This window comes from Paramicrobacterium fandaimingii (assembly GCF_011751745.2).
GTDB lineage: Bacteria > Actinomycetota > Actinomycetes > Actinomycetales > Microbacteriaceae > Paramicrobacterium > Paramicrobacterium fandaimingii.
The window spans coordinates 3,395,083-3,418,155 of record NZ_CP061170.1 but is presented as its reverse complement, the minus strand read 5'-3'; the positions used below and the strand labels follow the sequence as shown (position 1 = coordinate 3,418,155).

At 61.9% G+C, this 23,073-nt stretch carries 23 protein-coding genes; 17 read left to right on the top strand and 6 right to left on the bottom strand.

The features are described 5' to 3' along the window. Positions 1 to 33 precede the first annotated feature (33 nt). Positions 34 to 459 carry a VOC family protein gene (locus HCR84_RS16510; RefSeq protein ID WP_166979164.1) on the top strand — a complete coding sequence of 142 codons (426 nt, stop codon included), beginning with the start codon at positions 34 to 36 and terminating at the stop codon, positions 457 to 459. 3 nt (positions 460 to 462) lie between these two features. Here HCR84_RS16510 and HCR84_RS17535 read toward each other — a convergent pair whose 3' ends face one another. Continuing rightward, positions 463 to 708, bottom strand: a complete 246-nt coding sequence (locus tag HCR84_RS17535; RefSeq protein WP_208322089.1) for a hypothetical protein — start codon at positions 706 to 708, stop codon at positions 463 to 465. Positions 709 to 1,020: 312 nt separating this feature from the next. After that, on the bottom strand, positions 1,021 to 2,067 hold the full coding sequence (locus HCR84_RS16500; RefSeq protein ID WP_166979167.1) for a sugar-binding transcriptional regulator: 1,047 nt from the start codon (positions 2,065 to 2,067) through the stop codon (positions 1,021 to 1,023). A 154-nt stretch (positions 2,068 to 2,221) separates the two neighbouring features. Here HCR84_RS16500 and HCR84_RS16495 point away from each other — a divergent pair, with 154 nt between their 5' ends. The 13 genes from HCR84_RS16495 to HCR84_RS16435 all read left to right on the top strand — a co-directional run bounded on the left by HCR84_RS16495 (position 2,222) and on the right by HCR84_RS16435 (position 15,805). Next, positions 2,222 to 3,628: an MFS transporter gene (locus HCR84_RS16495; RefSeq protein WP_166979170.1), complete on the top strand. Its 1,407-nt coding sequence runs from the start codon at positions 2,222 to 2,224 to the stop codon at positions 3,626 to 3,628. A gap of 38 nt (positions 3,629 to 3,666) precedes the next feature. Beyond that, on the top strand, positions 3,667 to 4,602 hold the full coding sequence (locus HCR84_RS16490) for a phosphotriesterase family protein (protein WP_166979173.1): 936 nt from the start codon (positions 3,667 to 3,669) through the stop codon (positions 4,600 to 4,602). Beyond that, positions 4,602 to 5,276, top strand: coding sequence for an orotidine 5'-phosphate decarboxylase / HUMPS family protein (locus tag HCR84_RS16485; protein ID WP_166979176.1), 675 nt, complete (start codon positions 4,602 to 4,604; stop codon positions 5,274 to 5,276). Before HCR84_RS16490 ends, HCR84_RS16485 begins: the two co-directional genes overlap by 1 nt. Further along, positions 5,258 to 6,217 (top strand): sugar kinase, encoded by a 960-nt coding sequence (locus HCR84_RS16480; protein WP_166979179.1) that lies wholly within the window; start codon positions 5,258 to 5,260, stop codon positions 6,215 to 6,217. Before HCR84_RS16485 ends, HCR84_RS16480 begins: the two co-directional genes overlap by 19 nt. A gap of 41 nt (positions 6,218 to 6,258) precedes the next feature. Then, a complete protein-coding gene (locus HCR84_RS16475) occupies positions 6,259 to 7,224 on the top strand; it encodes a transketolase (protein ID WP_166979182.1) in 966 nt (321 codons plus the stop codon). Then, positions 7,221 to 8,216, top strand: coding sequence for a transketolase family protein (locus tag HCR84_RS16470; protein WP_166979185.1), 996 nt, complete (start codon positions 7,221 to 7,223; stop codon positions 8,214 to 8,216). Before HCR84_RS16475 ends, HCR84_RS16470 begins: the two co-directional genes overlap by 4 nt. 8 nt (positions 8,217 to 8,224) lie before the next feature. Beyond that, entirely contained in the window at positions 8,225 to 8,887 is a 663-nt protein-coding gene (locus tag HCR84_RS16465; RefSeq protein ID WP_166979188.1) for an L-ribulose-5-phosphate 4-epimerase, read from the top strand. Further along, positions 8,884 to 9,738, top strand: coding sequence for an L-ribulose-5-phosphate 3-epimerase (locus tag HCR84_RS16460; protein ID WP_166979191.1), 855 nt, complete (start codon positions 8,884 to 8,886; stop codon positions 9,736 to 9,738). The genes HCR84_RS16465 and HCR84_RS16460 overlap by 4 nt, the downstream gene beginning before the upstream one ends. A gap of 78 nt (positions 9,739 to 9,816) precedes the next feature. After that, entirely contained in the window at positions 9,817 to 10,539 is a 723-nt protein-coding gene (locus tag HCR84_RS16455; protein ID WP_166979193.1) for a GntR family transcriptional regulator, read from the top strand. After that, on the top strand, positions 10,536 to 11,567 hold the full coding sequence (locus HCR84_RS16450; protein WP_166979196.1) for an ADP-ribosylglycohydrolase family protein: 1,032 nt from the start codon (positions 10,536 to 10,538) through the stop codon (positions 11,565 to 11,567). Before HCR84_RS16455 ends, HCR84_RS16450 begins: the two co-directional genes overlap by 4 nt. Positions 11,568 to 11,613: 46 nt before the next feature. Then, positions 11,614 to 13,086: a purine-cytosine permease family protein gene (locus HCR84_RS16445; RefSeq protein WP_166979199.1), complete on the top strand. Its 1,473-nt coding sequence runs from the start codon at positions 11,614 to 11,616 to the stop codon at positions 13,084 to 13,086. Then, complete coding sequence (locus HCR84_RS16440) at positions 13,079 to 14,041, top strand: PfkB family carbohydrate kinase (protein WP_235940746.1); 963 nt, start codon at positions 13,079 to 13,081, stop codon at positions 14,039 to 14,041. Before HCR84_RS16445 ends, HCR84_RS16440 begins: the two co-directional genes overlap by 8 nt. A gap of 600 nt (positions 14,042 to 14,641) precedes the next feature. Next, entirely contained in the window at positions 14,642 to 15,805 is a 1,164-nt protein-coding gene (locus HCR84_RS16435) for an SIR2 family protein (RefSeq protein WP_166979202.1), read from the top strand. A gap of 33 nt (positions 15,806 to 15,838) precedes the next feature. Here HCR84_RS16435 and HCR84_RS16430 read toward each other — a convergent pair whose 3' ends face one another. The 3 genes from HCR84_RS16430 to HCR84_RS16420 are packed head-to-tail and all read right to left on the bottom strand — an operon-like array spanning position 15,839 to position 19,105. Next, the gene (locus HCR84_RS16430) at positions 15,839 to 16,459 is read right to left on the bottom strand and encodes an NADPH-dependent F420 reductase (RefSeq protein ID WP_166979205.1); all 621 of its coding nucleotides are present in this window, start codon (positions 16,457 to 16,459) and stop codon (positions 15,839 to 15,841) included. Next, positions 16,456 to 17,679, bottom strand: a complete 1,224-nt coding sequence (locus tag HCR84_RS16425; RefSeq protein ID WP_166979207.1) for an FAD-dependent monooxygenase — start codon at positions 17,677 to 17,679, stop codon at positions 16,456 to 16,458. The genes HCR84_RS16430 and HCR84_RS16425 overlap by 4 nt, the downstream gene beginning before the upstream one ends. Positions 17,680 to 17,725: 46 nt before the next feature. Beyond that, a complete protein-coding gene (locus HCR84_RS16420; protein WP_166979210.1) occupies positions 17,726 to 19,105 on the bottom strand; it encodes an MFS transporter in 1,380 nt (459 codons plus the stop codon). Between the two features lie 150 nt (positions 19,106 to 19,255). On the opposite strand from HCR84_RS16420, the gene HCR84_RS16415 reads away from it, so the two are divergent. After that, positions 19,256 to 20,224, top strand: a complete 969-nt coding sequence (locus tag HCR84_RS16415; RefSeq protein ID WP_166979213.1) for a LysR substrate-binding domain-containing protein — start codon at positions 19,256 to 19,258, stop codon at positions 20,222 to 20,224. Between the two features lie 223 nt (positions 20,225 to 20,447). Here HCR84_RS16415 and HCR84_RS16410 read toward each other — a convergent pair whose 3' ends face one another. Further along, positions 20,448 to 20,927 (bottom strand): Lrp/AsnC family transcriptional regulator, encoded by a 480-nt coding sequence (locus HCR84_RS16410; protein WP_166979216.1) that lies wholly within the window; start codon positions 20,925 to 20,927, stop codon positions 20,448 to 20,450. 136 nt (positions 20,928 to 21,063) lie between these two features. Here HCR84_RS16410 and ald point away from each other — a divergent pair, with 136 nt between their 5' ends. Next, complete coding sequence (gene ald, locus HCR84_RS16405; protein WP_166981706.1) at positions 21,064 to 22,170, top strand: alanine dehydrogenase; 1,107 nt, start codon at positions 21,064 to 21,066, stop codon at positions 22,168 to 22,170. 94 nt (positions 22,171 to 22,264) lie between these two features. Continuing rightward, a complete protein-coding gene (locus HCR84_RS16400; protein ID WP_166979219.1) occupies positions 22,265 to 22,975 on the top strand; it encodes a GntR family transcriptional regulator in 711 nt (236 codons plus the stop codon). The last annotated feature ends 98 nt before the right edge of the window (positions 22,976 to 23,073 follow it).

Below are 23,073 nucleotides of genomic sequence, written 5' to 3'. Positions count from 1 at the left end.
GGGTCGCACGTCACTTCATCGTCAAGGAGCATCATGACTGTCAATGTCACCCCTCACCTGAACTTTCGCGGCCAGGCCCGCGCAGCACTCGAGTTCTATCAGTCCGTTTTCGGCGGCAGCCTCGCCGTCATCACCTATGCCGATGCGCAGAGCGTCACAGCAGTCGACGAAGCGAATCAGATCATGTGGGGCCAGGTCGAATCCGATGCTGGCTTCCGTGTCATGGCATATGACGTTCCCGGGCACACGCAGTATGAGCCGGGCACGATCCCCGTCTTCGTGTCGGTGCGTGGAACGGATGCTGACGAGATCACGCGCTACTGGAATGCTCTCGCCGAGGGCGCAACGGTCATTGCGCCGCTCGCCGCGTCGCAATGGGCACTGCTCTACGGCATGCTCACCGATACCTACGGCGTCACATGGGTGCTCGACGTGCAGGCCAAGTGGGATGCTGCGTAGCGGCTACGCCTTTTCGAGCTGGTAGACGCGCTGCTTGCTGATTCCGAGCACAGTGCCGACGTCCGCCGCGCTGTCGTTCTGGGTTCGTAATTCCCGCACTACTGCGCGGCGACGTTCGGCGGCTCGGGCTTGCGCGGCACGGGCTTCCAACTCGTCGTGCTCGGCAGCTGTCCACTCGGCTACCTCGTTCTCGGGACCCTTCACCGTCACAGCTACCGTGACGGTGAAGGGTGTGACGTTGAGCCACATGGCAGCGACGCCCCTGCGCTTCGAAATCAACCTCCGCAAGGCTGTGCGCCCGCCCGCCAGTACCGAGCTTGGCTATTTCGAACACCCCCTATTTGCCGTCGCGCTCCGGGATGACGTCGTACGTGTAGCCCCCAAATCTCATGGCTGCCTCGCCCGTCTCGCAGATAGATCCAGCCGAGGCTCTTGAAGCATCTGAAGTGAGATCGCCGACGTGACCGAATGAAGCTGGTGAAAACCGCACCAATCTCGAATTGGCACGTCGATTCACAACTTGTTCGCAGTGATGGCGCGTGTGACGTTCGTTCTCGCTAGTTACCGCTGCGGGGTTCGGGTCGGAGATTCTGGCAGGTGTGCGAGTTCCTGCGCTGCTGTGACGTCAACGAGAAGCACATCGATAAGCCCGGCACGCAGTGCTGCCGCAATCGCGGGAGCCTTCTCAGTTCCCGCGGCGACGGCGACGACGAAGGGGATGTTTCGCAGCGACTCGAGCGTCGTTCCGATGACCCTCCTATCAAGGTTCGTCGCGACGGGCCGGCCGCTCGAGTCAACGAATCGCCCCAGAATATGGCCGACAGCGCCATGCTTGTGCAACGTGCGCACCGTATCGCCCGTGAGTGTGCCGCTAAAGACGCTGGCCGGATGGCGAAATCCGGCCCCGATTCCGATGACCGCGACATCGACGCCCTCGGCCAGTTCGAGGGTTCGTGCCACGTCCGGTGATGCGGCGAGAGCCTGCGCAGCGTTCGCATCCCGCGCGAGAAGCGGTGCGCGAAGGCTGTGCGACGTTCCCCCCAATGCTTCTGCAGCGCGTCGGCACAGCTCATCGCCATCAAGAAGTCGAGTGCTGCGGGAGAGCCCTCCGACCATCTGCACCACTGTCACGCCGCGGCCTTTCATATGGTGCAACTCAGAGACCATCTGGTTGTGAATGCGCCCATTGGACAGCCCGAGAGACATCCCTGGTTGCAGTACCGATTCCAAAAGCGAAGCGCAAGACTTACCGACTTCGACAATGCCGTCGCTCACCGCCGAGCGCGGAGCCACGCGCACGTGTTGGATCCCGTAGCGCAACCGAATGGTCTGCTCAAGTGAGACGCTGCGTTCCAGGGGATGCATGATTTGAATGTTGACGATTCCGACCTCGCGCGCCTCTGCGAGCATGCGTCCAACGGTGGGGCGTGAGTAACCGGTCGCCTGGGCGATTTCGGCCTGCCCCATTCCGTACTCGTAGTACTGACGAGCGACGTCGAGAAGCAGCATCGCACGTTGGCGCTCGGGTTCTTCCGCCCAAAGACTTTGCACGAGCTGTGAGCGGATGCTCAACTTGCGATGTGATCTTGTCGCTTCGTTCGGCACCATTGCGCCAATCTAGCTAGTGGTCAGACATAGTACAAGAGCGGATGCTCATGCTGAGCTTATCGATACGGCGGCCACCTGCCTACAGTGGCTCAATCGTTCGGGCGAACTTCGCCCACAACATTCCTTATCCCACCTCACTCAAGGGAGAGCGAGCATGACACAACCGGGAACAGCTCCGACTGCGATTGCGGCAATCGAGCAGAGCCCACTTACTCGACGGCAGCGCCTGCTTGTCGGCGCGGCCGTGGTAAGCAACACTGTCGAGTTTTTTGACTTCTTCATTATCGGTTTCATCATCTCGATCATCGCCGGGCCCTGGCAGCTGACGTTCGGTGAGAGCGCCGCGATTCTTCTCGCCGGTGGCGTCGGCACGACCCTGGGCGCCCTGTTCTGGGGCCGCATCGCTGACAAGATCGGCCGCCGCCCCACGTTCCTGTGGACGGTTATCGTGTTCTCCGTCGGAACCGGCGTGTGTGCGGCTATCCCCGATGGCGCATGGATTCTTTTCGCACTTCTTCGCGTCGTCGTCGGATTCGGCGTCGGTGGTCTTCCAGTTGTCGACATTCCGCTGATCTCGGAGTTTGTTCCCTCGAAGCATCGTGGTCGCATTGCCGGACTCGCTGTCGTCTTCATTCCCGTCGGGCTGTTTCTCGGCGCCCAGGCGTCCGCCCTGTGGGGCGATACTCTTGGCTGGCGCGGGCTGCTCCTTCTCGGTCTGATCCCTGTCATTCTTGTCTTCCCCATCCGCGTCATCGTGAGAGAGTCGCCGCGTTGGCTGATTCAGCAGGGACGCATCGAAGAGGCGCGCACGAACGTCGCTTGGTACCGCCACATGGATCCAGCAGACGTCGTGCTTCCCCCGTCAGAAGCATTCACACAGTCGGCCGTGGGTTTCGGCGAGGTCTGGCGCAACCACCGCAAGCCGCTGATGATCGCGACGATCGGTTCGTTCTGCTTCATCACCGCTTCGGCGTCTGTTCAGGCGTGGGGTCCGACGCTTCTCACGCAGCTCATGAGCATCGATCCGGCGCAGGCCGCGGAGTTGTTTGTGCTGGTGAGCCTCGCCTCGCTCATCGGTCGGCTCTTCTCGTCGCGCATCGCCGATGTCATCGGCCGCCGGTCGACTATGTTCATCAGCGGCATCGTCGGTGCCGGTTTCGTCACAATGTCGGCTCTCTCGGGCGACGCCATGTGGTTTGGCATCTCTGTCTTCTACATCGGCGTTCTCGGCGCCTTCCTCTTCGGCGACGGCTCATTCGGCATCATCAACACGTTCACATCTGAGATGTTTCCGTCGAACGTTCGAGCGACAGGGCTCGGCATGGCCTATGGCCTCGGTGCACTCGGCAAGGTGTTCGGCCCCGCGCTGCTTGCGATCGTGTCTGGCAGTGGAAACCTCATTTCTCCAGAAGCGACTCAGGATGCTGTCGTGCCGGCGTTCCTCATCATGGCTGGACTCCTCGTCGTCGGCGGCATCCTCTATCTGTTCGCGACTGAGACAAAGGGCCGCAGCTTCGAAGACATCGACACCGCGAGTATGAACCGCATCAAGTTGAAATGACCCACACGTCCACCAGTATCGAGCAAAGGAAACAGACAATGACTGACACTTTTCGTACAGTCCTCGGCGACGTCGACTCGTCTGAGATGGGCTACACAATGCCCCACGAGCACATCTTCACCCACCCTCAGGGGCACGGGAGTAAGAACGAGCAGGATCACATGCTCGACGACTACGCCAAAGGCGTGCAGATGCTCTCCGAGTACAAGGGGATCGGCGGCGGCACGATCATCGAGGCAACGCCGAAGACCTGGGGCCGCGACCCGCAAGGAATGGTCGATGCCTCGAAGGAGGCCGGCGTTCACGTTATCGCGTGCACAGGCTACATCTGCCAAGAGCACGGCATGGAGCCCAACATCACCGACCGCGGCGTCGACAACATCGCTCAGGAGATGGTCGACGATATCGAAACCGGCATGGGTGGTACGACGGGCAAGGCTGGCTGGATCAAGGTCGGCACCGCGTACATGTACGTGACGCCAGGCGAAGACATGGTCATTCGCGCCGCCGTGCAGGCGGCAAAGCGCACGGGCGCGCCCATCAGCACGCACACAACGGGCGGCACGATGGGCATTGAGCAGCTGGAGATCGCCGCGTCTGAAGGGTTCGATCTCAGCCGCATGACCGTTGCGCACGTCGACCGCAACCCCGACCTCTGGTACCACCGCAAGATGCTCGAAACCGGCGCTTCGCTCATTTACGACGGCCCGGGCAAGGCAAAGTACTACCCGGACAGCGTGCGCATCGACCTGCTGCGCCAGCTCGTGAAGGACGGCTTCGGCGACCAGCTGATGCTCTGCAACGACATGGGTCGCCGCTCCCACCACACGGTGTACGGCTTCGGGCCCGGATGGCAGTGGATCAAGCAGCGCTTCATTCCGCGTCTTCTCGAAGAGGGCTTCTCTGAAGAGCAGATCCACAAGTTCATGTACGACAACCCCCGTCGTCAGTTCAGCCTGGCGAAGCCTGAATAATGTCTGCCGTTCAGGTTCAGCTCGCGCTTGACACGCTTACGACAGCGGAAGCGCTCGCCGCAGCCACAGCTGCCGCCGCGTCGGTCGATGTGATCGAAGCGGGCACGGTGCTCTGCCTCAGCGAGGGTCTTCACGCGGTTCGAGCACTTCGTGCTGAGTTCCCGCATGCTCCGATCGTCGCCGACATTCGAATCGCCCGTGCCGGCGGAAAGTTCGCTGACCTCGCGTTCTCTGCCGGCGCGAGCCGGGTGACTGTGGTCGGCGAATCCGGTATGACCGTCATCTCCGGTGCGCTGGCATCGGCCCAGTCGCATGGCGGCGAGGTCGAGGTTGAGTTGGGAGAGAATTGGACCGAAGACGAGGTGCAGCAGTGGGTTGACTCTGGAGTCAGCCACATCATCGCGCACCGCTCGGGCAGATTTCGAGCCGAAGACGACGGCGAGATTCGCACAACGCTGGAGCGGCTCGAGAGCGTGGACCGGGGAAATGCGCGAGTCACCCTCGCCGGGGGACTCGCGCTCGGTGACCTTGCCTACTTCCCGCGGGGCAACTTCGACGTTGTCGCCGTCGGCTCCACCATTGTGAAAGCTGACGATCCTCGAGCGGCGGCGCAATCGCTCCGCACCGAGCTTCAGCAGGCTGAGAGGAGCTCACAATGGCAACCTACGACGTAACGGCATTCGGCGAGGGCGGCATTCGCCTGAGCGTTCCCGTTGGTGACCGAATCGACAGGGTATCGAGCTTCGAGGTTGGCATTGCGGGTACCGAGGCAAACGTCCTCGCGGGATTGTCGTCGCTCGGTTGGTCGACCAGCTGGATCAGCTCCCTGCCCGACTCGGCTCTCGGCCGTCGGGTCGAGACGCAGCTGCGGTCATACGGGGTCGATCTTGGCGGCGTTCACCGTGTCCCCGGAGCACGCCTCGGCACCTACTACGTCGAATACTCCGGCGCTCCGCGTCCGACGCAGGTCACGTTTGATCGTGCCGACACCGCATTCACTCGAATGCAGAGCGCGGACGTCGATTGGGACCGCATGCTCGACACGCGTGTGCTGCATCTCACGGGACTGACTGCGGCGCTCTCGGACTCTGCCTTGGCGATCACGGCCGAGGCGTTCACACGGGCGAAAGCCGCTGGCGTCACCGTGTCGTTTGACGTCAACTATCGCAAGAACCTGTGGTCGTGCGCGGCCGCAGCGCAGGCACTTCGTCCATTCATCGAAGACGCCGACATTCTCTTCTGCCGCTATGACGATGCGCGCGACCTCTATGGTCTGCAGGGCGGGTCTGACTCGGTCGTCGCTCAGCTCAGCGAGATGTCGAACGCCGGCACCGTGCTCATGAGCAGATCGGGCACGGGTGCGTGGGCGTCTGTCGATGGAGTCGTCGGCCACACTCCGGCGTTTCCTGTCGACATCGTTGACAGGCTCGGCGCCGGTGACGGGTTCGCCGCCGGCTACCTGCACTCTTGGCTCGACGGAGACCGTGACAACGCCGTCGTGTCGGGGTGTGCCGTGGCTGCACTCGCGCTCTCGCAATACGGAGAGCAGGTCGTTACGACTCGCGACGAGCTTCGCAATCTCATCACAGACCCCGGCCGCAGCTTGTCTCGCTGACGGCCGCACACACAAATTCTCACCATTACACAAGGAGAGACATGTCTACAGTCACTCAATCTTCACCAGGCGGTTTGCCCGCCGCATGCGACGGCGGTGCCTGGCAGAAAGAAGCCGAGCGCGTCGCCCGGCGCATCCGGGCACGCGTGCTCGAACTCACCATTCTGAAAAATGGATGCTATTTGAGCCAAGCGCTGTCATCCGCCGAAGTTCTTGCAACGCTCTACACGAAGGTTCTCAAACTCGAGCACCTCGACGAGGCTCTGCCGTCGCCCCCGTTCACCGGCGTTCCGGGAAGCAAACAGCAGTCGCCCTCTGGTGGTCGGTTTCACGGTGAGCAGACTGAAAACTGCGATCGTTTTCTCATTTCCCCCGCTCACTATGCCGTTGCCATCTACGCAGCACTCGAGTCCGTCGGCCGTCTGGCCGAGGGAGAGCTCGAGAGCTTCAACACAGACGGCAGCACGCTCGAGATGATCGGCGCCGAGCACTCGCCTGGATTCGAACTGACGACGGGCTCATTCGGTCAAGCGCTCAGCCAGTCCGGTGGCATCGCATTCGCTCGACGTCTGCGTGGCGACACCGGCCGCACCGTCGTCTTCCTGTCTGATGGAGAGCTCGAAGAGGGCCAGACCTGGGAGGGTGTGCAGGCAGCGGCTTTCTTCGAGCTCGACAAGCTCATGCTCTTCGTCGACGTCAACGGTCAGCAGGTCGATGGTCTCACGAAAGACATTATGAACGTCGAGCCGATCAACTCGCGCTTCGAAGCCTTCGGTTGGGACGTCGCCGTCGTCGACGGTCACGATATCGCAGCCATCGACGCTGCCGTCGAGGCGAAAGAAGCTAACGGCAAGCCACTCGTTGTGCTCGCGTACACCGACACAGCGAAGGGCGTGCCGTACCTCAACGACCGCAAGCCCAACCTTCACTATGTGCGCCCGAAGTCGGAAGAAGACACGAAAGCGTTCGCGGCTGCACTCGCAGAGCTTCAGGAGGAAGACTCATGATCGAGACACAGGTTCACTCCCGAAACATCGTGACGTGGGCGAAAGACAAGCCGGAGGTGTTCGTGCTCTCTGGTGACCTCACGGGGTCGACCGAGATCGCGGCGTTCAAATCTGAGCTCCCCGAGCAGTTCTACAGTCTGGGAATGGCCGAGCAGAACATGCTCAGCTGGGCCGGTGGAATGGCGCGCGAGGGGCTCGTTCCCTACCTGCACACCTTCGCGGTATTCCTCGTTCGCAGGCCGTATGACCAGCTGGCGATGTCGATCTGCTACCCGAACCTGCCTGTCAAGCTCGTCGGCTTTCTTCCGGGCATCATGACGCCGGGCGGCGTTTCGCACCAGGCGATCGAAGACATCAGTCTGATGCGCGGGCTTCCCAACATGACGGTGCTCGAGGTTGGCGATGCCGCAGACATCGAGTCTGTTCTCGATGTGGCACACGCCGTGAACGGCCCGGTTTACATTCGGATGCTGCGCGGTGCCATTCCGCGTCTGTTCGATGAGCCGATGCAGCTCGACCGCATCCGCCATGTCTCAGAGGGCGAAGACGTCACGATTTTCTCGAGCGGCATCTGCACAGAAGAAGTGATTCGCGCTCGCCGCGTGCTCGAGGAGCACGGGGTGTCGATCACGCACAGGCACGTCACAACCCACAAGCCGTTCAACGACCCGGCGATCGCCGATTCGATCCGCGCAGCGAAGAAGGCCGTATTTACCGTCGAGAACCACACGGTGATTGGCGGTCTTGGGTCTGAAGTCGCCGAGACCATGGCGGAAATCGGTGCGGGGGTTCCCCTTGTGCGCATCGGCATTGACGACACGTTCGCCCATGGAGCATCCGCTCGCTATCTCATGGACGAGCACGGTCTCACGGCGCGCCGCATTGTCGAGAAGGTCGCTGACCACCTCGGCATCCATGTGCAGATTCCCGACGAGATCGACGACATCGACGTGACTGTCGACGTGGGCGAAGAACAACTTGAGGCGTTGTAGGAGGAATCATGCTCGAAGAACTCAAGCACTATGTCTGGAAGGCGAATCTCGACCTGCAGGCGAATGGTCTCGTCGTTGGAACATCCGGCAACGTCAGTGCGCGTGATGTGGATTCGGGGCTCGTCGTCATCAAACCGAGTGGCGTGAGCTTCAATGAACTCACCGCTGACGATATGAGTGTTGTCGACCTGCATGGTGCTGTGGTTGAGGGGCCGTACAAGCCCTCGGTCGATACGGCATCGCACGTGTATGTCTATCGCCACCGCGACGACATTCACGGGGTCGTGCACACGCACTCGCCGTATGCCACAACGTTCGCGATGCGTGGCGAGGAGATTCCTGTCTTCACAACGACGCACGCGGCGCTTTTCGGTGCTCCGATTCCGGTGTCCGACTACGCCGTGATCGGCGAGGAAGAGATCGGCAAGGAGATCGTTGCGCACGTGGGCGACAGCACTGCCGTGCTGATCAAGTCGCACGGCGTATTCACCATCGGATCCGACGCGCAGCGGGCGCTGCGGTCCGCGCAGTACACCGAAGAGTGCGCCGAGGTCGCGCACCTCGCAATGCTGCGCGGTGAGATCGAGCCGCTCGACGACGAGACGATCGCGGCCTCGCGTTCGTGGTACTTGAAGGACTACGGGCAGGTGCCTATCGGCTCAGGGTCATGACCTGGGGGGACTCTCGGTTGCCGGCGATACGTCGCGTATCGTCGGCGATCGGGGTGTACGAGAAGGCGCTGTCGGGCACCACGTGGTCTGAGCGATTTCGCCAGGCGACGAACGCGGGTTACGACTTCGTCGAGCTCTCCGTTGACAGCAGCCCGAGCAAGCTGGAGCGACTCTCGTGGTCAGAAGGCGAGCGCACCGAATTGCGTCAGTGTGCGGCGGACGCTGGCAGTCGTATAGGCACCATTGTGCTGAGTGCGCATCGCGATTTTCCATGGGGGAGCCCAGAAGCATCCATTCGCCGTCGTGCCGACGACATAGCGCGCGGTGCCCTCGGGCTCGCTCGCGATCTCGGCGCGGAGTGCGTGCAGATCGCCGGATACTTCGTGTTCGATGGGCCGCGAGACGACAATGTGCGCGGCCGATTTACTGATGGGATGCGTGCGGCGGCCTCGATCGCAGACGAACTGGGCATCACTCTCGCGATTGAGAACGTCGATGGGCAGGATGTTCTGTCGGCGGCTGACGGAATTGCTCTTCTGGCCGACATCGATAAGCCCGACGTGAAGCTCTACATCGACGTCGGCAATTACGCGGGGAACTCGCTCGACGTTGTTGAGGAGCTGACCGTGGCGCTGCCATATGCTTACGCGGTGCAATTCAAGGATGCTCGGCCCGGTGCCTTTCGGCGGGTTTCGTTTGGCGACGGCGTGGTGCCGTGGCGCGAGGTGCTGGCTGCTCTTGAAGCATGCGAGTTTCGTGGGTCTGTCTCCATCGAGATGTGGAACGACGACGAAGACCCAACGATGGCGGCAGACGCGCTGCGTTGGTTTGAGGGTGTGACTCTTCCGTAGTGACAGGTGCCGCAATTGGGACCTCGATAAATCTTGCACACTTGTGTGGACAGCAAGTAAACAGGTACAGTACATGTCATGACGGTGCATGAACCCCGGAGCCTCAAACAAGATCTGGTGTCGACGAAGATTCGGCAGGCGATCCACGAGGGACGCTACGGCCGCGGGTCGATGCTGCCCGGCGAAGTGGAGCTTGCCCAGCAGTTCGACGTGAGCCGCGGCACCGTGCGCAAGGCACTGCAAGAGCTGTCGAACCAGAACCTCATCGAGACACGCAGCGGCGTCGGCTCCTTCGTCATGTTCGACGACCACGAGTTCAGCGATTCGACGAGCTGGGGCCAGCCGCTGGTCGGCAGCGACGTGACCATCGAGTCGAAGGTGCTCCGCATGGAGCGCATCGTCGACCACGAGCTCGCCGCGACAGTCGGCCTCGCGAGCGTCGACTTTCTCGCCCTCGATCGCACACGCCACGTTGTCAACGGCAAGGCAGTTTCACTCGAGCGCAGCCGGGTTCCCGCCATCGGCGCGCTGGCCCACACTCCCGAAGATGGCCTCGTCGACGGCTCCCTCGCATCGACGATGGCGGCATCCGGCCTCGTTCCCGCCCGGATCGAGCAGTGGATCGGCATCGCACCGCTGAGCGCAGCCGACGCGGCCATTCTCAGCCGCGAGCCCGGCGACCTCTTTCTGCACCTCGTGCGCATTGCACGCGCAGCCGACGGCGCATTCGTCGAGCGCGTCGTCAGCCTGCTCGACCCCACACGATTCCGCGTGCACGTTGTATCTGGAGACCTGAAATGACCGCGACGGCCCCGCGTCAAGAGCAGCAGGCCGCGGCATCCCGACTCGACAGAGCCCACGGTGCATTGCTGGGCCTCGCACTTGGCGATGCTCTGGGCATGCCGACGCAGTCGATGTCGCCCGTCGAGATCGCCGAGGATTACGGTTCGATTGATTCTCTTGTGGACGCCGGTCCGCGCCAGCGCATCGCACACGGCATGCAGGCAGGAAGCATCACAGACGACACCGAGCAGGCTCTGCTTCTCGCCCGACTTCTCATTGAGGGTGACGGGCATGTTGACGAACGGGCATTCGCCTCGGCTCTCATCGATTGGGAGCAGGAGATGCAGGCAAAAGGCTCTCTCGATCTGCTCGGTCCGTCGACAAAGCAGGCCGTGCAGCGCATTCTCGAGGGCGTTCCCGCAAGCGAGTCAGGCCGCTTCGGCTCGACGAACGGCGCGGCCATGCGCGTGGCACCCATCGGCATCGCTGTATCGCCAGACAACCTCGACGCCTTCGTCGACGCCGTCGTCGAAGCCAGCGCTGTCACGCACAACACATCACTCGGCATCGCCAGCGCATCCGCCATCGGCGCCGCTGTGAGCGTCGGCGTTCACGGCGGCAGCATTCAGGATGCTGTTGACACAGCTCTTGCCGCAGCCCACATCGGCGAGCGGCGTGGCCACTGGGTGGCCGGCGGCTCGATCGCGTCACGCGGCGCGTGGGCGCGCGACCTTCTCGGTGCCACTCCGGTTTCCGAGCATCCCACCGTGTTGCGCGAGGTCATCGGCACGTCCGTGGCGTCGCAGGAGTCCGTCGTCGCGACGATCGCCCTCGTCTCTGTGTCGAGCGACCCCTGGCAGACGCTGTGCACCGCCGCAAGCCTCGGCGGTGACACCGACACGATCGCCGCGATGGCCGGTGCGGTTCTCGGTGCGTGTGGCGGCACCGAACTGTGGCCGCGCGACGCCGTCGAGCACGTGACCTCCATCAACTCTCTCGAACTCGAACCCATCGCACGGCAGCTTCTCGAGCTGCGCGTGCGCTGAGCAGCATCCCACCCTCTCTTTTTCACTACGACCGACAAGGACGTCCATGAGCGACAACATCCCTTCACGAATTGAACAGCGCGGCATCGAGCCCGTGCCCGACTCCGAGCGCAACGGAAACCCGCTGCAGCTCTTCTGGGTGTGGTTCGCCGCGAACATCTCCATTCTCGGCCTGCCGCTCGGGGCGTCGCTCGTGGCGTTCCAACTGCTCAATTTCTGGCAATCCGTGATCGTCGCCGTGATCGGCGCGGCGGGTGCGTTCGCGCTCGTTGGCGTCGTCTCGATCGCCGGCCGGCGCGGTGGAGCACCGAGCATGACGCTCTCCCGCGCCATCTTCGGCGTGCGCGGCAACATCGGGCCCACACTCGTCTCGCTGCTGTCGCGGCTCGGCTGGGAGACCGTGAACACGACGACCGGCGCATTCGTGCTGCTGTCTCTGTTCACGATCCTGTTCGGTGTGTCGGGCGACGCGAAGGCCGTTCCCCTGCTCGCGATCGTGGCCATCGTGATCTTCGAGGTATGCACGCTGCTCGTCTCCGGCCTCGGGCACGCGGCGATTCTGGTCATCCAGAAGTGGTCGACGTGGATCTTCGGTGCGCTCAACCTCGTCGTTGCGGCATTCATCGTCGCAACGGTCAACTGGGAGGCCGTCTTCGCCGCAGCGCCCGGCCCGGTCAGCGCAATGCTCGTCGGCATCAGCGTCATCGCCGCGGGCACCGGAATCGGGTGGGCGAACGCGGGAGCCGACATGTCGCGCTACCAGCGGAAGTCAGTGCGCGCCGGACACCTTGTGGCATCCGCGGCGGCGGGCGCCGGCATCCCTCTTATTGTGCTGATCGGAATCGGTTCGCTCGTGACCATCGGCGACCCGTCGCTGGCCGAAGCATCCGACCCGGTCGCGGCGATCCGCGAACTTCTGCCCTCGTGGATGGCTGTTCCCTACCTCATTGCTGCGTTTGGCGGGCTGCTGCTCTCGAACCACCTGTCCGTATACTCGGCGGGGCTCACAACGCTGACGCTCGGAATCAAGGTGAAGCGCATCTACGCCGTCACCCTCGATGTACTCGTGACATTCATCGGAGCGCTCTACTTCATGCTCGTCGCCGACAGCTTCTATGGCCCGTTCATCACGATCATCTCGGTGCTCGCCATCCCCATTACCGCCTGGCTTGCCGTGTTCCTCGTCGACATGATCAAGCGTCATAACTACGACCCGGATGCCCTGCTCAATCTGCGTTCCGACAGCGGGTACTGGTATCGCGGCGGCATCGAGTGGCGTGCTTTCGGGTCGTGGGCCATCGCAATCGTCGTGGGGCTCTTGTTCTCGAAGGTGGGTCCGGCGGATGCTCCGTGGTTCACGGGCGCGTTCTCGCACACCTGGGTCGCAACGAACGGCCTGGCCTGGATTGCCACGTTCGTCATCGCCGGTGGGCTCTACTTCGTGCTCGGCGGGGCGCGCGCTGGTGCGATTCCGCTAACGTCGGGCGACGCTCGCGAAACGGTGACCGACAGTGTCTGAGTCGAGCAAGTCGGATCAAGGCATGCCTGCCCGCGGCCGACTCGTTTACGTCGGCAATGTGATCGTCGATCTTGTCATGCAGATCGACGCGATTCCCGAGCCGGGTGGCGACACGCTCGCGCACTCATCGCTGCACACGGCGGGCGGCGGCTTCAACACGATGATCGCCGCCGCACGCGATGGTGCCGGAGTTGTCTTCACGGGGCAATACGGCACAGGCCCGTTCGGGTCGACGGTGCGTGCAGCCTTGGCCGACAGTGGATTCGACGTTGTGCAGACGGGCATTGCGGATGTCGACAGCGGATACTGCGTTGCCCTCGTCGACGCCACGACCGAGCGCACGTTCGTGACATCCGTCGGTGCCGAGGGGATGCTGACGGCAGACGATCTTGCGCGCGTCGCGCTGCACGAGAACGACATCATCTTCGTCTCCGGGTACAGCCTCGCTCACCCGAGAAATGCGGCGGTCATCCCCGGATGGCTCGAGAGTATTCCGGGCAACATACGGGTGGTGCTCGATCCGAGTCCACTCATCGGCGAACTCGATGCCGACGTGCGCGATCGTGTGCTGCGTCGCACCGACATCTTGACGTTGAATGCGCGAGAGGCGCAGATTCTGAGCGGTGGTCGTGAGAAATCCGCCGCCGCGGAACGACTGAGCAGCATGATTCGTGTCGGTGGCGCGGTCATTGTTCGTGACGGCGAGAACGGCGCTTTCCTCGCTCGAGCAGGAGCTGCCGCCGAGACGATCCCGGCGATTGAGGTGACTGCCGTCGACTCGAACGGCGCCGGTGATGCCCATGGCGGTGTGCTCACGGCAGCGCTGCTGCGTGGAATGCCGCTGCCCGAAGCAGTGCGCCGTGCCAATGTCGCGGCGGCTCTGGCGGTGACGAAGGCCGGCCCCTCTACGTCTCCCACCGCCGCGGAGATCGACGCCGCTCTCGCTAGCGCCTGACCGGTAGCGCGTTCTACTTGATCTGGTTGCCTTACGCTGAGGCGGGAGAGACGCTCGATAGACGTACCGCGAGTACCGCGCACGTGTCCGCGAGCACGCTGGTCGGTCGTATGGATCGGCACAAAGAAATGGCTCATGGATGTTGCAAGGGAAACTCATGACCACGACCCGGAGGTAAGCCGGTAGCGGCGTGGCCCGAGTTGTTCAAGCGTGCCGTCGCCATCGCTGAAGGAGCCGACGTGGTCCCGTCGCTCGCTTCATCGCGGTGCGCCCTCCTTTATGGCATGCGATCACCGATCGCTTCGGCGTCACGTGGGTGCTTGATGTGCAGGTCTATCGGGATGCCGCCCGTCGGCGGATGGTCGTGGCGGGCGGCCGCTGTAGATACTGTAGCGACCGCGCTGCGCACCGCCCTAACGGCGAAGAATGCGGTGAGGGGCTGGAATGAAGATTGACCAGGCCACGGCGACTACGAGTGCAGAGACCGGTTCAGCCCGCGCAGGCGCCTCATCCAGACATGCGGGTCAGCGTTGATCCAGAGGTCAACACCAGCGCTGATGTACTCCGGGCCAGACGAGACAGATCATAGACAATGAGTTCGTGACGAAAGTGATTCTACTCGGGGCAGGGTTCTCCCGAGCAATAAACCAGCAAATGCCTTTAATGGCGGATCTTGCGTCCGCTGTTCTCGAAAGATTGGGGTTGCCAGCATCGACACTTGCGCCATCTGGACAGGATTTGGAGGCCTGGCTTGCGCACCTTGCGTCTGACGAACCTTGGCTAATGGACAGCGATAATCTTCGAAATCACGCTTGCTTTCTAGAGGGCGTCCGGGCCATATATGACTCGATAGTGGAAGCGGAATCGAAGTCGACTGACCACTTTCCTAGTTGGCTCGACAGGTTGGCTTGGCAATGGTCGCACGAGGGTGCCACGATTCTAACCTTCAATTACGACACCCTACTTGAGATAGCTTTGGTTCAGACGCGATGGACACACAACCTTGTCCATTACTACTCTGTGCCGCTCGTGGAGCGCCAGCTCCCCGGCACGGGCGGTATTTTCGCGGAAACTCCTCCGACGCGTGCGCTTCCTACACTTCTGAAACTGCATGGATCAATCAACTGGATGCACGCAGGAGATAAAGCACCAAGCACCGAACAACTCGTCTATAGGCCGAGATTTCAGAAGGCTGAAAATGATTCCGCTCGTTACACAGACCTGGAACCCTTTCTCGTACCACCGACAAGTGCGAAAAATACCTATTACGGCAAAACGGCACTAACAGCGCAATGGCGTGAGGCAGCGACCGCGCTTCGTGCTGCAGACGAACTAGACGTAATTGGCTACTCGTTCCCTGCAAGCGACTTAGCTACGCGAACCTTCCTTGCAACCAACTTGTCGGCGACTGCCAATGTGACGGTCGTGGACCCCGGAGAAAGTGCACTGCAGTCTGCTTCGAGAGCATTGCCTGAACACACTCTCGATTCTCATATGCACAGCGTGGAAGCGTATGCGGACCTTCGTGCGGGCACAAGAATCAGCGCTTGGTATGACCGCTTGAATCCTGACTTACCGCTGAATTGGGAGATTGATGGGGTGGTATCAAGTGAACCGCTGAATGACAGTTACTCTTCTGACATAGTGGAGAGAATAGTCCGACAGCGTTATGGTTCGGCAAGGTACATTGTCGGTGGTGGACGCAGTCTAAACGAGGATCGCATTAGGACGATTGAGGCGTTCGCCCCGTATCCAGGGACCTAACCTGCTCATCGGAATTGTGCTATGGCCTTCAAATCACGGCAGCAAGGTGAACCCTGATTCATAGTGCGTTTTCCCGAGCGCCGCCATGATGATCTGAAGGAAGCCCATCGCTTCGAGCTCCCGCGCGCGGGTCAAAGGGCCGACGTCGACCGCCCGCATGCCCGCTGCTTCGATGAGCGCGGCGACGGTCATCTTCGCGTCTGCATAGTCTCCGGCATACAGCACGGTCGTGCGCGTTGTGCCGTTCGTGCCGCTGGTGAGCGTATCGCCGAGATTGACGTTAAACGCCTTCACGACGGCGGCTCCTTCGGGGAGCAGTTTGGTGAGCTCGGCGGCAGTCGAGGAGTCTGCGGGTGACGTCAACTCGTCGTACGTGGAAAAATCGATGGGGTTGCTGATATCGATGACCACCTTCTCGCTGAGCTGATCCCGGTAGTGCTCGAGGATGCTCGGGTACGCGCCATAAGGAACGGCGAGCACGACGAGATCGCCGGTGAGCTCGTCGCCCATGATCCCGTATTCAAGCCCCGGGTGAGCTTCAGTCGTGCTTGCCACACTGCGTTTGATGATCTGAATGGCGGCGCCCGCCCGCGTTGCGACCGTTGCGATCGCTCCGCTCATCTTGCCGCTGCCGATGATGCTGATCGTTGTCATGTGAACTGGACCACCTTCCTGAATCGATTGAGAGCGTGCTCGGCGACCTTCTGCGCGTCGTAGTCGAACACCGCGCTGCGACGAAAATCCCGGCCGACGCGAATGTCGGCGTCGCGCTTTGTCAGGTCGGCGAATTCGTACTGCGCATCGAACATGGCGCCGGCTCTGCGGGATCCGTTCTGCAGAATCGCTGTGCGCTGCATGCGCACAGCGGTGTACCGCCTGAATGCTTCGGGGATGTCGGTGACGTCGTCGGCCTCCGCGAGGAACGTGGCGAGGGCCATGCTGTCTTCGATCGCCTGGTTCACGCCCTGACCCTGATGGGGGAGCATCGTGTGCGCGGCATCACCGAGCAGCGTGATCGGTCCACGTGACCAGTTGGTGAGGGGTTCGTGGTCGAAGAGCCCCCACCAGAACGTCTTGTCGATGAGATCGATGAAGTGCTGCAACCGCGGGTCCCAATCCGGCCCAGCGAATTCTGCGGCAAGCTCGCTGACGTCTGCCGGGCCAGACCACGGTCCATTCAGGGGCCTGTCGCTCGGGATGCCGGCAACGAAGTTGAACAGCTTGCGCTGTTGCAGCGGATAGCACATGAAATGCCGCCTGTTGCCCATCCACACTTGGCTGATCATCGGCCAGTCAGCGGGCAGACGAGACGCGTCGACGACTCCACGGTAGACGATGTACCCCGAGTACACGGGTTCAGGATGCTGATCCACAGCGTTCCGCACCACTGAGTGAATGCCGTCTGCACCAATGACTGCGTCGAACACGTCGTCCACGCCGTTCGCGAACCTCACGCGAACGCCAGTGTCCACTGTCTCAACTGAGCTCAAGCGGTGGCCGAGGCGCACCGTATCGGGGTCGACGGCCTGAGCGAGGGCGCTGATGAGGTCGGGCCGGTACATTCCGATGTTCTGGTATTGCTTTGCTGAATCCTCCCATGCCGCGTCGGTGACCATGCCGCCCATGGCGTCGAGGTAAACACCATGTCCGTCGGGAACAGCCCCCAGCTGCTTGATCCGATCGAGCACACCGAGTCTGTCGAGAACGCGCGCGGCGTTCGGCGCGACCGTGACGCCGGCGCCGACCTCGCCCAATTGGTCGGCTTGCTCGAACACGGTGACCTGGACTCCGGCGATCTTCGTCAACGCGATCGCAGCGGTGAGCCCGCCCATCCCTCCGCCGATGACCGCGATTCTGGTGGTTGTATCTACCATTGCTTCTCCTTAACTGGTGAGCGGTGTACGCATCTCGTGCGCTTGCCTAGCGGTTTTCTGCCGGCTCGCGGGCAGCAGTGATCGGCGTGAACATCGTGGCTCCGGTCGCTTGCTCGGCCTCGTGGTCTGGCCCGAGCGGAATGCCCGGGCGGTCGCGCAGACACAGTGCTGCTCCTGCTCCAAGAAGTGTCGCGACGAGCAGGTACCCCGAGACCGCGACCGTTGTTCCCGTGGCCTCCAGCAGCGCTTGCGAGATCATGGGCGCGAACGCCCCACCGAGAACAGCTCCAATGGCGTAGGTGATCGACACACCCGTGAACCGAATGGATGCCGGGAAGATCTCTGCGTACCACGTGGCCAGTGGCCCGTACGTGAGGCCGAGCCCTGTCGAGATCAGCACCAATGCGGCGTAGAGCCCGAACAGCGTGCCCGTATCGATCAACCAGAAGATGGGGAAGACCACGACGGCCTGCAGGCCAAAGCCGATCAGGAAGGTGTTCCGCCGACCGATTGAATCGGACAGGTAGCCCGCGGCAAGGGTTGAGAAGAACCAGATTGCCGCCGCAACGACCGCCGCGATGAGCACCGATGTGGTGTCGATGTTCTGCACGTTGATGGCGTAGTTGTTGAGGAAACCGCCCGTGGTCATGTAACCGGGAACGCCGTTTCCGACGAACACGAGCGCCGCAAGAATGACGAGATACCAGTGGCGTTTGAACAGCGCGACGATCGGAACCTTTGTCTGCTTGCCGCGCTGGGCGATCTCGGTGAACACCGGGCTCTCTTCCACCGCACGACGGATCAGGAAACCCACGCCGATGAGAACGACGCTCACCAGAAACGGCACACGCCAGCCCCACTGAAGATATGCCTCACCCGGGGAGATGACGCCCGTCATGAGGGCAGTCATGCCCGAGGCGAGAAGAAAGCCGAGCGGGACGCCGAGCTGGGGCCAGGAGCCGGCGCGGCCTCGGCGATTCGCCGGCGCGTGCTCGACGGCCATCAGGACCGCTCCGCCCCATTCGCCGCCGGCCGAGAGGCCCTGAAGAATGCGCAGAACGAGGAGGGCGATCGGCGCGGCGACGCCGATTTGCGCGTAGGTGGGAAGCGTGCCGACGAGGGTCGTCGCTCCACCCATCAGCAGGAGCGTGATGACGAGCATCGCGCGCCGTCCGATCAGGTCACCGAAGTGCCCTGCGAGAACCGCGCCGAGCGGGCGAAACAGAAACGAGATGCCCACGGTGGCGAGGGAGAGTAGGAGCCCGATGTCCTCGCCCGCGGGTTTGAAGAACAGCTGTGCAAACACGAGTCCGGCACTCGTGGCATAGATGAAGAAGTCGTACCACTCAATGGTGGTGCCGATGATCGTCGCAAAGGCGATCCGTCGCTGAGAAGTGGGATTGCCGGCGGCAAGAGTAGAGCTCATCGTTGTCCCTCACGTCATTGTTGCCCCTCATGGGATGGGGCTCGGGATTGTGGTGCTCCCATAGTGCGACGTCGATCTCTACATGTAAATCACAGTAATATGAGGATATAGTTCGGGTTACCTTAAGTAGCAAGAACGAGAAGAGGCGACATGGCCGACGTGAGCATCCGGCAACTCGAACTGTTCTCGGCCCTGCCGAACTTCACAACACTGAGTGCGGCCGCTGCTCATCTGCACATTTCAGAGTCTGCGCTGTCGCAGGCCATCACCGGGCTCGAGACCGCGGTGGGCGAGCAATTGTGCGTTCGTCGAAAGGCGCGTGGCCTTACCCTGACGCCGGCAGGTCAGCAGTTTGCGAAACAGGCTCGCCAGATCGTCGCCGACACGCACGAGCTCGTTCTGGATGCTCGTCGAGGCGAGGAACTTCGAGGGCCCGTCAAGCTCGGCTGCTATTCGAGCTTCGCCACGAGCGTGCTTCCAGAGCTTCTCGAAGGGTTTCCGAAGCGGCATCCGGGAGTGCACATTGAGGTGATGGTGGGCACCTATGAGGAGCTGCTTGCGGCACTCGACGCCGGTCGGCTCGACGTGGTTCTCGTGTACAACGTGAACCTGCCTGTCGGATATCGCCGGCGCAACATTTACGCGACGCGGCTGGAGGCTCACTTGCACCCCAGCCATGCGCTCTCGTCGGCCGACACGGTCGACCTCGCGGATCTCGTCAGTGAACCTCTCGTACTGTTCCACGCGACACCGGGCACCATCAACGTCGCCGATGCGTTCACCGCGCGCGGCCTTGAGCCCCGCGTCGAAACCCGGGTCACCGAGACCAGCCTCGTTGAGGCTCTCGTCGGTCGCGGTGTGGGCTACGGACTTCTCATGTCACGACCCAACGCGCTCCCGATGAGCGTCGAGGGGCGTCCGGTCGTCATCCGCCCCCTTGACCCTCCTGCCACGGTCTCGCATGTAGTGGGGATCTGGCCCGATGACATGAATCTCACGCCGCGCGCTTCGGCCTTGCTCGATTTCGCGGCGGAACGATTTGGCGGCGATGGCCGCGCAGACGCCGTAGCGGTTCCGCCGGCGTCCGGTGGCGTCGCGGACCCCACTCACCCTCGGTAACGCTGATGACGGTGCCGATCGGCGACCGACGATCGACGATCGTCGCGAGTCGCTCGAGACGCGAAATGGATGTTGCGCGAAGCTCGTCATCGACGTTATCTGCTCCGAGCACGGACGCCCAGACGGCACGGTCGGCGAGGAAGACACTTGAGATAGTGGAGGCATTCACAGTGTTGTTGTTCACTTGTTGAGAAGCTGCGGCTTTGCGAGAGCACTCAGGACATCAGCCGAACGATGCCGTCGAGGTGTTTCGGTTGTACTCGATGATGATGCTTGTGCGCGTCGAGGCGACAGTCGGATTCCCCGATAGGTTCTCGACGACGAATGTCCGCAGAGCACTCGAGTCGCCAACCGCGACGTGGACGAGAAAGTCCTCGCTGCTCCCAAGAAAGAACATCTGCGTGACCTCGGGAAGTGCTCGCACCTTCGTCGAGAACCCGGTAATGCTCGCCTGTCGCGCGCCGGGACGAAGCGTCACCCCGATGATGGCCTGCAGGCCCGCACCGAGTTCGCGCTGGCGCACCACCGCCTCGTAGCCCGCGATAACTCCGCGTTCCTCGAGCCGCTGCACCCTCGCATGCGATGTCGACTCCGCGATTCCCGCAGCAATTGCGAGTTGTCGGTTCGTCGCGCGCGCGTTGGCCCTGAGCACTGAGAGCAGTGCCAGATCGACCTCATCGAGCTCGTCAGTTGCGTGAAACATCTGCGGTCCTTCCGCCCGTGAAGTGGGCCACGTCGAATATATCTTCCGATACCAAGATTCCGTCAAGCAGAGATTCGCTCACCAATACTGCGCCCCGAACATCTTTCAGGATGGTGGAACGAGAAGAGGAGGCATGATGAGAATCGGTATTCCTACCGAGATCAAGAACAACGAAGGCCGCGTGGCGATCACTCCCGCTGGCGTCGATACCCTCGTGCGCCACGGTCACGATGTATGGGTGCAGTCGAGCGCGGGTGAAGGTTCGGGCATCCGCGATGAAGATTTCGCCGCTGCCGGGGCGCACATCGCCGAGAACGCTGACGAAACATGGGCGCGCGGCGACCTGTTGCTGAAAGTCAAGGAGCCCATCGAACCGGAATACAGCAGGATGCGGTCGGGACAGGTTTTGTTCACATACCTGCACCTCGCTGCATCCCGGGCATGCACGAAAGCGCTCATCGATGCGGGAACCACCGCGATCGCGTATGAGACCGTCCAGCGAGACGACGGGTCGTTGCCCCTCCTCGCACCGATGAGCGAGGTGGCAGGGCGTCTTTCTGTCACCATGGGTTCGTACCAGCTCACCGCGCCGAGCGGTGGTCGGGGGATGCTGCTCGGCGGTATTCCGGGAACACCACGCGCGCATGTCGTCGTGATCGGCGGCGGAGTCGCCGGGGAGCACGCGGTGCGCAACGCTATAGGGCTCGGTGCGCGCGTGACGGTCATAGACCTCTCCCTTCCGCGCCTGCGGCAGCTCGAAGCTCAGTTTGGCTCTCAAATTCAGACGCGGCATTCTTCGCGATTGGCGATTGCCGAGCAAGTGTCTGATGCCGACCTGGTCATCGGTTCGGTGCTCGTCCCCGGCGCCGCGGCACCGAAGCTCGTCACAGAGGAGATGGTGGCGGGCATGCGCAAGGGTTCGGTGCTGGTCGATATTGCGATTGACCAAGGAGGATGCTTCGAGAGATCGCACCCCACGACGCACGAGGACCCGACTTTCTCTGTGCACAACTCGCTTTACTACTGCGTCGCGAACATTCCCGGGGCGGTACCGGCAACGTCGACCAGTGCACTTACAAATGTCACGCTCCCTTATATCGTCAACATCGCGGACAACGGATGGGAAGTAGCTGCGCAGAATGATCATTCGCTGGCTCGCGGTGTGAATGTGCGCGAAGGGCGACTGGTCAACCGCGACGTCGCGGAGACGTTGGAGATGGGCACCGAACTGATGGGAGCGTGAGTCCACGGAGCCGATGGCGCTGCACCCTGATAAAAACTCAAAAAGATCATCCAATACTATTGACCGGTCATTTATTTAATTGTACGGTCATTGCATGTCAATGCCGCTATACCAGAAGATCCGAACCGAAATTGAGGAACGGATTCAGTCGGGTGATCTCGTTCCCGGGTCGAAAGTTCCTACGGAAGCAGAGTTGCAGTCGGCGCATGGAGTGAGCAGGTCAGTTGCGCAACGAGCGCTGAATGATCTTGCCCAGGCCGGTCTGGTTGTGCGGCACAAACGACTCGGAACTCACGTGGCCGAGGGGGCCCGCCAGGTGAACCTGCTGCGTTCCGTCGGTCCAAAGGTGGGAAGCGCGGGAATTCCCGGTCGGCTCTCTGTTGTATCTGCCGAGGTCGTGCCAGCGCATGCAGCTGAGGTGGAACTTCCCGGCATCGACGAAGACGAACCAGTCATTCAATTGGTTCGCGTCAGACACGACCTTGATGAGACCCCGGCTGTCGTGGAGGTCGCCGCCGTACCGTTCCATCTCTCACCGCAGCTGCTGAGTGAGAATCTGGAGACCTTCGCCGTCCTCGAGCATTTCGCCGCTATTGGGGTCTCCGTCGCTCGATCCCGCATGTACTTCGACGCGTTGCTTCTCGAGAAAACACACGCCGAGCTTCTGGGGATCGAGCCGGGGGCTGCGATCTTGCGTCGGCGTCGGCACATGTGGCAGCCAAACGGACAGATCGCCGAATCAACCGCCTACTACCTACGTCCCGGTTTCATCGACCTCTATTTGGAGTACACAGACCAAGGCTGACAAACGTTCAGATACGACGAAAGATCACCGGTCGACACCACCGTGACCGAACCGCAGCACATTACCGCATCATCTCGATGCACCAACCACACAACACA

Bases quoted from the DNA above. Each gene is read 5' to 3' on its own strand.
- HCR84_RS16485 (WP_166979176.1), top strand. From the start codon at position 4,602: ATGTCTGCCGTTCAGGTTCAGCTCGCGCTTGACACGCTTACGACAGCG.
- HCR84_RS16475 (WP_166979182.1), top strand. From the start codon at position 6,259: ATGTCTACAGTCACTCAATCTTCACCAGGCGGTTTGCCCGCCGCATGC.
- HCR84_RS16470 (WP_166979185.1), top strand. From the start codon at position 7,221: ATGATCGAGACACAGGTTCACTCCCGAAACATCGTGACGTGGGCGAAA.
- HCR84_RS16495 (WP_166979170.1), top strand. From the start codon at position 2,222: ATGACACAACCGGGAACAGCTCCGACTGCGATTGCGGCAATCGAGCAG.
- HCR84_RS16510 (WP_166979164.1), top strand. From the start codon at position 34: ATGACTGTCAATGTCACCCCTCACCTGAACTTTCGCGGCCAGGCCCGC.
- HCR84_RS16490 (WP_166979173.1), top strand. From the start codon at position 3,667: ATGACTGACACTTTTCGTACAGTCCTCGGCGACGTCGACTCGTCTGAG.
- HCR84_RS16410 (WP_166979216.1), bottom strand. From the start codon at position 20,927: ATGTTTCACGCAACTGACGAGCTCGATGAGGTCGATCTGGCACTGCTC.
- HCR84_RS16430 (WP_166979205.1), bottom strand. From the start codon at position 16,459: ATGACAACGATCAGCATCATCGGCAGCGGCAAGATGAGCGGAGCGATC.
- HCR84_RS16450 (WP_166979196.1), top strand. From the start codon at position 10,536: ATGACCGCGACGGCCCCGCGTCAAGAGCAGCAGGCCGCGGCATCCCGA.
- HCR84_RS16425 (WP_166979207.1), bottom strand. From the start codon at position 17,679: ATGGTAGATACAACCACCAGAATCGCGGTCATCGGCGGAGGGATGGGC.
- HCR84_RS16465 (WP_166979188.1), top strand. From the start codon at position 8,225: ATGCTCGAAGAACTCAAGCACTATGTCTGGAAGGCGAATCTCGACCTG.
- HCR84_RS16500 (WP_166979167.1), bottom strand. From the start codon at position 2,067: ATGGTGCCGAACGAAGCGACAAGATCACATCGCAAGTTGAGCATCCGC.
- HCR84_RS16420 (WP_166979210.1), bottom strand. From the start codon at position 19,105: ATGAGCTCTACTCTTGCCGCCGGCAATCCCACTTCTCAGCGACGGATC.
- ald (WP_166981706.1), top strand. From the start codon at position 21,064: ATGAGAATCGGTATTCCTACCGAGATCAAGAACAACGAAGGCCGCGTG.
- HCR84_RS16415 (WP_166979213.1), top strand. From the start codon at position 19,256: ATGGCCGACGTGAGCATCCGGCAACTCGAACTGTTCTCGGCCCTGCCG.
- HCR84_RS17535 (WP_208322089.1), bottom strand. From the start codon at position 708: ATGTGGCTCAACGTCACACCCTTCACCGTCACGGTAGCTGTGACGGTG.
- HCR84_RS16460 (WP_166979191.1), top strand. From the start codon at position 8,884: ATGACCTGGGGGGACTCTCGGTTGCCGGCGATACGTCGCGTATCGTCG.
- HCR84_RS16480 (WP_166979179.1), top strand. From the start codon at position 5,258: ATGGCAACCTACGACGTAACGGCATTCGGCGAGGGCGGCATTCGCCTG.
- HCR84_RS16445 (WP_166979199.1), top strand. From the start codon at position 11,614: ATGAGCGACAACATCCCTTCACGAATTGAACAGCGCGGCATCGAGCCC.
- HCR84_RS16400 (WP_166979219.1), top strand. From the start codon at position 22,265: ATGTCAATGCCGCTATACCAGAAGATCCGAACCGAAATTGAGGAACGG.
- HCR84_RS16455 (WP_166979193.1), top strand. From the start codon at position 9,817: ATGACGGTGCATGAACCCCGGAGCCTCAAACAAGATCTGGTGTCGACG.